This window comes from Mesobacillus boroniphilus JCM 21738 (genome assembly GCF_000517385.1).
Classification (GTDB): Bacteria; Bacillota; Bacilli; order Bacillales; family Cytobacillaceae; genus Mesobacillus; species Mesobacillus boroniphilus.
This window is the reverse complement of the sequence record NZ_BAUW01000129.1, coordinates 1-8,133: the sequence shown is the minus strand read 5'-3', so window position 1 is coordinate 8,133 and position 8,133 is coordinate 1. Positions and strand designations below refer to the sequence as shown.

Genomic DNA, 8,133 nt, shown 5'->3' with positions numbered 1-8,133 from the left:
CTTGCGCTTTTCTTAGTAAAAATTAAACAAAAAACCAGCACCCATCCAAGGGGCACTGGTTCCGTTTTTACGACAAAAACACCAAATCATGCAACTCATCAGTCGATAGCTCGGTGATCCAGCTGTCACTCTGGATAATCTGGTCGTTCAGAGACTGCTTCTTCTCGAGCATCGCGTCGATTTTTTCCTCTAGTGTTCCGGTGCTAATCAACTTGTGTACGTGCACGAAGCGGCTTTGCCCAATACGGTACGCACGGTCGGTCGCCTGATTCTCGACAGCTGGATTCCACCAGCGGTCGTAGTGGACAACATGGTTCGCCGCAGTCAGGTTGAGTCCTGTTCCGCCCGCTTTCAGCGACAGCAGGAACACAGGGAACTCGCGGTTCTGGAACTTCGTGATCAGTTCATCACGCTTCGTCTTCGGCAGGCTGCCGTTCAGGAACGGAACATCAATGCCAAATTTCTTTTTCAGTGCGGACTGGATCATCTCGCCCATGCCGATATACTGGGTGAAAATGATGCAGCTTTCTTCCTGTTCGAGGACAGCGCTCACCAGCTCGATCATTTTTTCCATCTTGGCAGATCGGTCAATCAAATGCTTAGGCTTTTCCTCTTTCAAATACAACGCAGGGTGGTTGCACAACTGCTTCAGCCTGCTTAACAGCTGCAGAATCAAGCCCTTACGCTCAAAGCTCGATAACGTTTCGATTTGCGCGAAGGTGTCCTTGACGAGCTGCTCGTATAATGAAGCCTGCTCGGCTGACAGCGGGCAGTATTCCTTCTGTTCAACCTTATCTGGCAGGTTCAAGGCTACTTCTTCATCCTTCTTCGTCCGTCTCAGCAGGAATGGCTTGATCAGCGACTGAAGCTGGGTGATTTTCTCCTTTTTGTCCTCTTTTTCAATCGGTAAGATGAACTGCTTCTGGAATTGCCCTGCGCTGCCAAGATAGCCGCGGTTCGTAAAATCGAAAATCGACCACAGCTCAGACAGGCGGTTTTCCATCGGCGTCCCGGTCAGGGCGATATGGTGCTTGCCCTTCAGCTTCCTAACCGCACGCGACTGCTTCGTATCGGCATTCTTGATATTCTGTGCCTCGTCAATTGCGATGCTGCTCCATTCAATGCTTTCAAGCTCTTCGAAATCAAGGTGCGTCAGGCCATAAGATGTCAGTACAATATCAGAGCCATTAGCCTCTTCTGTAAAAATGTTGCCCTTCAGGCGGTTCGGGCCGTAATGAAGGTGAACTCGCAAATCCGGTGCAAAGCGTTCAATTTCTTTCTGCCAGTTTCCGAGAACAGAAGTCGGGCAGATGATCAACGCCGGGTGGTCATCGTTTTCCTGCTCTTTTACCGCCAAAATATAAGAAATCAGTTGAATCGTTTTCCCTAACCCCATGTCATCAGCCAGCAGTGCACCAAAGCCATATTTCCGTAAAAACAACAGCCAGTTCATGCCGAGTTTCTGATACGGACGAAGTTCACCATGCAATCCGGCCGGCACCGGCAAATCGGGAATTTCCTTCGTTTCCGACAGCTGCTTCATCATCTGCTTCCAGTGGCGATTCAACTCAATCTGAATTTTCGCGAAAGCCCTTGGGTCATCAAGTCCTTCTCCGTCTCCCTCTTCATCAGACAGCTCCTGTTGCAGCAGGTCGCGGATGTGCAAGCCTTCCTTATCAGCTTTTTTCATCATCTCCTGGATTTGGCGAATGAAGCCATGGTCAAGCTTAATCCAGCGGCCCTTCAGATACACAAGCCGGCGCTTCTCATTCACCAGGCGCTGGAAATCATCCTCGCTCAGGTCAACACCGTTCATGGAGAAACGCCAGTCATAATCGAGCATCGCATTCAGGCCGACAAACGAGCGGCGATACCCAGTCTGGCCCTTCAAACGAGCCTTTACCTTCAGGTTGGTGTTCTTGATCGCTTCCCACCAAGAAGGGAGGAGGATTTCAATGCCGAGCGCGATCAGCGTTTCGCTCGCCTCAGTCAAAAACATCCACGCTTCATCCTCGCTGAGGCTAGACTTCAGGCGGCCATCCTCCTCGATCCATGGAAAAATCGCAGCCAGTCGCTTTTCTTCATCCTCAATCTTATCGCTAAAAAAGTCCCAGCCAGCAGGATAGCTTTCATAGTCGCGGGCTTCAATTAGCATTGGTTCATCCTTGCCACGCAAAAATAAGCCAAGCTTCCAGTCGCCGAGATCATCCAATGGCTCCTCTAGACGCATCCCAATTGAAAACGGCGCTGGATTTTCTTTGAGGCCAATCCATTCAAGCCAGCGGTCTTCATCAAAGTATGCTGCCAGCTGTGAAGCCGAAAGCTGATTATTCCGCAGCATATCAAGCTTATCGCCGATCAGATACTTCATCGTTTCATTTTCGTGGAAATAAGACTCCAGCGAATGATGGAACAGGTCAGCCACAAATTCACGCACAGCCAGCTTCTCATCATTTACCTTGAGCTCTTCCTCCCAAAATGGCTCATGGAACTCATCAAGAACACTTACCGGAAGCTTCCAGCGAAAACCCTCGCCATCAAGCTGGGTAAAATCAGGATGCCACTCCTTTGCGAGAATCGCATCATAAATCGCATGGGCCGTTGACAGGCAGATATCGCCAAGATCATCCCATTCCCACTCAACAAGCCGGTTGAAGCTCTCCTCGCCAAAAAGCGTCACAAGCTGCCAGGCACTCAAAGTCACACCCTCGGCAACGCCCCACTTGTCAGCATCCAGCATTGTCCCATAATAACTCTCCTTATGGCGGAAAAAAAGCAGCTTCTTCCAGTCATAGGTCTTCAGGTCAAAACCATTAAAATCCTCAGCACTTAAGAAAAATCGTCCGCCTGCAATCGGCATCACATTTATATGAATCTGCTTAATCTCAAGCATCAATAGCACCTCCTCGGGACACAGAGCAGGGGGACGTACCCTCCGCTTCCTTCGTTTCGCTAAACTAAAGGAGCAAAAGGTACGTCCCTATGCTTCCTATGCTTCCTCAATCAGCTTGCTCCGCGTACATTCTTCATGAAAAGCCCTCAATCGTTTCGTTCTTACTAACAGCTTCCCGAAAAACTCTTCCCACTCAGGGACGCGCTTCAGTTTTTTATAAACTGTGCGCAGTTTTTTGAGTAAGCGTGCGGCCTGCTTGTAGCTGCTGCGGTTTTTCATTTCAACCAAATCGCCGATCATCTGATGATACAGCGGTATTAATACCTCAGGAGCTTCTTTTTGCAAAATTTTAATCCGCTCGCTAGAAATCGAATTATATTCAAAGCCAAAGTAAGACTGCAATTCGCCCCATTGTTCGTACTGATTTTTTTCAAATAAGGAATCTTCATATTCGTAAAAACTGTATGGCATTGCCTGTGCCAGCGCGCGGTCGTACAGCTCGCCGCGGCCAATTTCGCGGGTGAAAGCACCAACCAGCTTCAACGCATAACGTGTAAATTTTTTACAAGCATAATAATCCCCGAGATGCTTCAGGTAATTCCGCAGCTGCTGGACGAGGTATTCGATGAAAGGCCCATCCGGTTCCACTCGCGCTGCACGCGGAAGCCGTCAAGCCAATAAAACATATATGGAAGCGAACCGACAGGAAGAGCAGTGAAACGCTTCAATGCTTCTCCGTCCTGCTTCGCTAAAACTAGCTGATGAATCAAAGCAATATCCTCAATCTGATCCCGCTTGCCATCGCCAAAGCCTTCGAGTCGCGCTCGCTCTCTATCACGCCAGCTGCTGTTTTTAAAAAGTTTTTCCCATAACAGCCGATACAAATCAATCCGGTCATAGCCAACAGATGCATCAGGCATCGTCAATCCAATACTTTCATCTTTAAGCCGTTCCAAAAACGTATCAAACGAAAACGGCATCGTCCCATAAGCAAGACGCTCGACATACTCATCAGCGTCATTGAACAGATCCTCGAACAGCGGCCGGTAATAACGGTCCATTATTGTCGGCTCATCATCGTGCCCGAATTCGCGGGCCAGTTCTGTGAGCAAATTAAAAGAATGGACCGACCCTGCGATCATATAAAGGTTCTTCCAAACAGCCTCCAGCGGAGCAGAAACCTCAACACGGCGAATATAGGAACGGAACAATCCGGGCACAACATAAGCCTCGGTTCGCCCTGCCCTTTGACAATTTCCTCAAAGCTCTCCCGAAAAGAAGCAGCCCAGCTATCGTAATCATGTCCCGCCCGGGTATCCTTCTTAACCAGATCCTTTGCGCGCTGCAAGCCCCATTTTTCCGCATTCATCTGCTCCTTCGCAGGCTTGCGCCAGGCTTCGACCCAATCGGACACACTTGCAACATCACTATATGCCTGAAAAAACGCGGCCAGACGATGGCGGCAAAACGACCCAGCAGGGCAGGTACAGCTGCTCTCCTCGGGATCCAAAACATTTATGTACACACGCACCGGTGTCACATCCTGAACCGTCGCCCAAATCGACTTTACCATATACTTCAAGTGGTGGACCGTTCCCTGACGGTAGAGCATAAGCCCCTTTTGCACAAGGCGGGCATCCTCTTCGAGTTCCGACTTGAGCATTTTATTCAGATTTGCAGCAGCTTCTTTAAAAATCGGTGCCTGGTGATCAGGTATGACAGCCACAGCGATTCCTCCGTTCATGCAGCATTATTCGCTCTTTTTTACAATTCCATGCCAGAATTCGACAAGTCAATCAGACAAGCTTTGTTAAAATCATAATTAGTCGTAAACGAAAAAAACATATTCTTCTATTATACCAAAAATGAGCCATTAGAGGAGAGGGGATGTGGGTTTTTACAAATTGATGAAACAAAGCGACAGGATTGTTCGTCCAAAGAGTAGATGTCATCCTGATATTATTTTAATAATTTGAATTTATCATATAAAATAGAAAGACTAAGACTTAACCTGGGGGACAAACGATGAATAACCGAGTAGAAGTGCTTCGAGGCCTGTTTAATTATAAGTACTATACATACAAATTGAGGGATACCGAGCATGTGTCTGGGGTCTGGAAAAACACTCTGCTTCTGATCCTGCTCAGCGGGCTCGTATTCGGGATCAGCGCGTATTTTGGAATCGGGTCCGAATATCTTTCGAAAAAACTGACATCGATCTCCCGTGAAGAATATGAATTGCAGAAGCTGCTGTTCATGGCTGGCCAGACAATCCTTGGCCTGGTTTTCGGCGCCATCATGCTTTTCCTGCCGGCATTATTTTTCTGGACGCTGTCTGACCTTGAGCTGAATAAGCTGCTGACAGTCCAATTTTTCGTTCTGCCGATTTACCTTTTTGAAAAATTGATCATGATCCCCCTCGCGCTTTCACTCGGCCTGACACAGGTGTCGTCGCCGTTCGCGCTTGGCACGATTGCACAATACATAACCGGAAATGACTTTATTATTTACTTCCTTGCGACTCTATCGATTTTTAAAGTGTGGGCTATTTTCATAGAGTACAAGTATTTGAAAATGCTGACTGGCAAAAATCCGAAAATCGTCTTGCTGATGGTGATTGGTCTCAACCTCATTATCTGGCTGTTTTCGGCCCTCGTATCATTCATCCAGTTCGATAAGATTCTATAAGGGAGGTGCACCAGTTGAAAAGGAAAACAGCGATTCTACTATCTGCCGGCGCTATTTTTGTTTCCGGAAATCTATATTTGGCTTTGAAAGACGACAGCAAGGCGCTGCGCTCATCGTATATCAATAAATGGGCTGCCGTTGGGAAGGAAAACCTTACCGAGACGCTCCACGCATCGGGTGTCGTCACCCCTGAGGAAGAGCATCAGGTTTACTATAATGACGAGGATGGCGATTTTAAGGGCTTCCTTGTAAAAGAAGGCGATAAGATCGACAGTGGAACGCCACTGTACGAATATTCTTCAAATAACATCGATGAGGACCTGGCAAGGCTGAAGGCGGAAAAAAGCCAGCTTGTCACCGAAGCGAATTTGATTGATGACCAAATCAAACAGCTGAACTACCTGCAGAGTGTTTCAGCCTCGACGTCCACGGCCAGCACTCCCGTTTTTGGCGATGGCTCGAGCAGCAGGAATGATTCGAGTGACCTGATGAATGTTTCAATTGAAAAAGAAATTTATGACAAGCAGCGCGAAAAAGGCCGTGTCGAAGCTGAGATCGAGAAATATGAAGATTTGATTGATTCATATGAAGGCAGCGACGAGCTTGGCAAGAACAGTGAAGTCTCTGGCACAGTAAAAAAGGTGAACTACGAATTGAAAAATCCAATCGTCACGATTATCTCAGACAAGCCGAAGGTCGAAGGGACTTTCAGCGAACGTGACTTGAGAAAGGTCGACGAAGGAATGGAAGTGTATGTGAAGTCCGATCTGATGAAAGGGAAGGTTGCCGGCACATTGACCAAAATCGCCAACTATCCTGAATCAGACCCGTCTGTGAAAAAGGAAAGCTTTTACCCGTTCGAAATTACCCTGAATGAAGAGACCGAAGAAAGAATCATCAAGGGGTCACACGTTGATGTCAGCGTGATCACCTACCAGGTACTCAACGCCACCACCGTACCGGAAAAATCTATTGAAAAAAATAAGAAGAACAGTTATATCTATGTCCTGAATGAAAATGGACTGGTCGAAAAACGCAAAATCAGCAAAGGCCTGCAGTTGAATGGTAAAACCGAACTCAAACGGGGTGCAAAACCAGGCGAACTGATCGTCCAAAAACCAGAAAACGTCCAGGAAGAAAACAACCCATTCTTCAGCAAACTGAACATCGACTCACTGAAGAAAAAGGCATTCAAAGAAGAAGGCAAAAGGGCAATCTTTAAGCATATTATGGTAGGATTCTTTAAATAGTCACTATTTTATAAATTTGTAACTTTCACGACCCTTTATTACATTTACACCTCAGAAGGACGAAAGGTGCCTGTCACCACTCGTAACTGTCGAAGAGGTGATGATGGCGTATTTTGTTTTTAAAGCAAAGAGCAGGCAACCAGGTTGTCTGCTCTTTGTTAAATTCCTGATTGAACTCTGCTTTTTTTTTTTGCCAAAGATCCTATCGGTAGATTATTTTAAATTTTATATAAAAAGGCGCTTGACTAGTGCAATGGACCTATATAACATTAGTGATAGTAAAATATATTACAATATTGGACGGGATGAAATTTGAAGGTAGAGAGTGTCGTTATTGTCATTAATAATCTTATGGGAAAACAGCAATATGGGGAGGCTAGGGATATAATTCAAAAGGAATGGAAGAGAATTACTGAACCTTTAAATTTTCATTTGCTCGGCAGTGAGGCAAAAGAACTTGTTAAAGTGATTGCCAGGGAAAATCAAGATAAAGACTTTAGTCTATTAAGTGAAAAAGAAAAACGAATCCTCAATTTACTGAATGAAGCTGTAAGGGATGTTAAACTCCCTTATGCCAAAAAGATTTTCTTTGAGCATAAGGAACTGTTCGATCAGGGACATGCCCAAAAGTGGCTTACAGCAGATGCAAAATTCATGTGTTATGCATGGGATAAAAATGCTTGAGAAGAATACTCTGAGTAGTGTGAGGATTTCACACTGCTTTTTTTGTCCGTTTTTTCTTTAATATAGGTTTGTTATACCTGAACGAGAGCTATTTTTTAACAATGGATGTCACTATCCATGAAACAGTCAAGAACTGGCAGCATGATTGGCTTTTAGGGAAAGATAAAAATAGTATTAAACTCCAATGTAAAGAGCGAAGGGAAGATTCCCTCCGCTTTTTACATTCCCTCTTATAAACTCGGTGAATAAGCAGTTCGTGGAATTTTATCATATTCAGCCACATTTAGTTTTTCCACCGATCCATCAACCACACCATTAATGATTCCGTATAATGCCCAGCAAACTCCTGGTTTGCTGGGTGTTTATTTATTAGTTTGTTGCCAGATCAATAATACGGCCTTCAACAACAGGACTTACTGTCTTGTTTTCTTGTTTGTTCACATATTCAGTGAATATTTCCCAGTCAACAAAACCAGGTTCACTGACACGCCCTTCATTATAAGCGTTTCCGAATACGTCGTATCCGTCTCCGCCTTTAGCGGTGAAAGTATTTGTTGCCACTGCGTATGTTTTGTTAAGATCCATAGTTACGTAGTTGACGCCATCTTCTTTTACTTC

Annotated in this window: 8 protein-coding genes; 3 read left to right on the top strand and 5 right to left on the bottom strand. The window is 45.7% G+C overall.

Annotation, left to right across the window (positions count from 1 at the left end; all coding sequences use genetic code 11):
* Window positions 1-67: 67 nt before the first annotated feature.
* The 4 genes from JCM21738_RS20130 to JCM21738_RS22790 form a co-directional block, all read right to left on the bottom strand.
* A complete protein-coding gene (locus JCM21738_RS20130) occupies window positions 68-2,893 on the bottom strand; it encodes a DEAD/DEAH box helicase (RefSeq protein WP_023613629.1) in 2,826 nt (941 codons plus the stop codon).
* Between the two features lie 96 nt (window positions 2,894-2,989).
* Complete coding sequence (locus JCM21738_RS22800) at window positions 2,990-3,541, bottom strand: hypothetical protein (RefSeq protein ID WP_148296154.1); 552 nt, start codon at window positions 3,539-3,541, stop codon at window positions 2,990-2,992.
* Complete coding sequence (locus tag JCM21738_RS22795) at window positions 3,484-4,035, bottom strand: hypothetical protein (protein ID WP_052019823.1); 552 nt, start codon at window positions 4,033-4,035, stop codon at window positions 3,484-3,486. The genes JCM21738_RS22800 and JCM21738_RS22795 overlap by 58 nt, the downstream gene beginning before the upstream one ends.
* On the bottom strand, window positions 4,032-4,619 hold the full coding sequence (locus JCM21738_RS22790) for an SWIM zinc finger family protein (RefSeq protein ID WP_052019822.1): 588 nt from the start codon (window positions 4,617-4,619) through the stop codon (window positions 4,032-4,034). The genes JCM21738_RS22795 and JCM21738_RS22790 overlap by 4 nt, the downstream gene beginning before the upstream one ends.
* Before the next feature lie 299 nt (window positions 4,620-4,918).
* On the opposite strand from JCM21738_RS22790, the gene JCM21738_RS20120 reads away from it, so the two are divergent.
* The 3 genes from JCM21738_RS20120 to JCM21738_RS20105 all read left to right on the top strand — a co-directional run bounded on the left by JCM21738_RS20120 (window position 4,919) and on the right by JCM21738_RS20105 (window position 7,515).
* A complete protein-coding gene (locus JCM21738_RS20120) occupies window positions 4,919-5,581 on the top strand; it encodes a hypothetical protein (protein ID WP_023613631.1) in 663 nt (220 codons plus the stop codon).
* A 14-nt stretch (window positions 5,582-5,595) separates the two neighbouring features.
* Window positions 5,596-6,831, top strand: a complete 1,236-nt coding sequence (locus JCM21738_RS20115; RefSeq protein ID WP_023613632.1) for an efflux RND transporter periplasmic adaptor subunit — start codon at window positions 5,596-5,598, stop codon at window positions 6,829-6,831.
* A gap of 312 nt (window positions 6,832-7,143) precedes the next feature.
* Window positions 7,144-7,515: a hypothetical protein gene (locus tag JCM21738_RS20105; RefSeq protein ID WP_023613634.1), complete on the top strand. Its 372-nt coding sequence runs from the start codon at window positions 7,144-7,146 to the stop codon at window positions 7,513-7,515.
* A 369-nt stretch (window positions 7,516-7,884) separates the two neighbouring features.
* On the opposite strand, the gene JCM21738_RS20100 is transcribed toward JCM21738_RS20105, so the two are convergent.
* Window positions 7,885-8,133: 5'-nucleotidase C-terminal domain-containing protein (locus JCM21738_RS20100; protein ID WP_031307662.1), on the bottom strand; the 249-nt coding region annotated here is incomplete at its 5' end.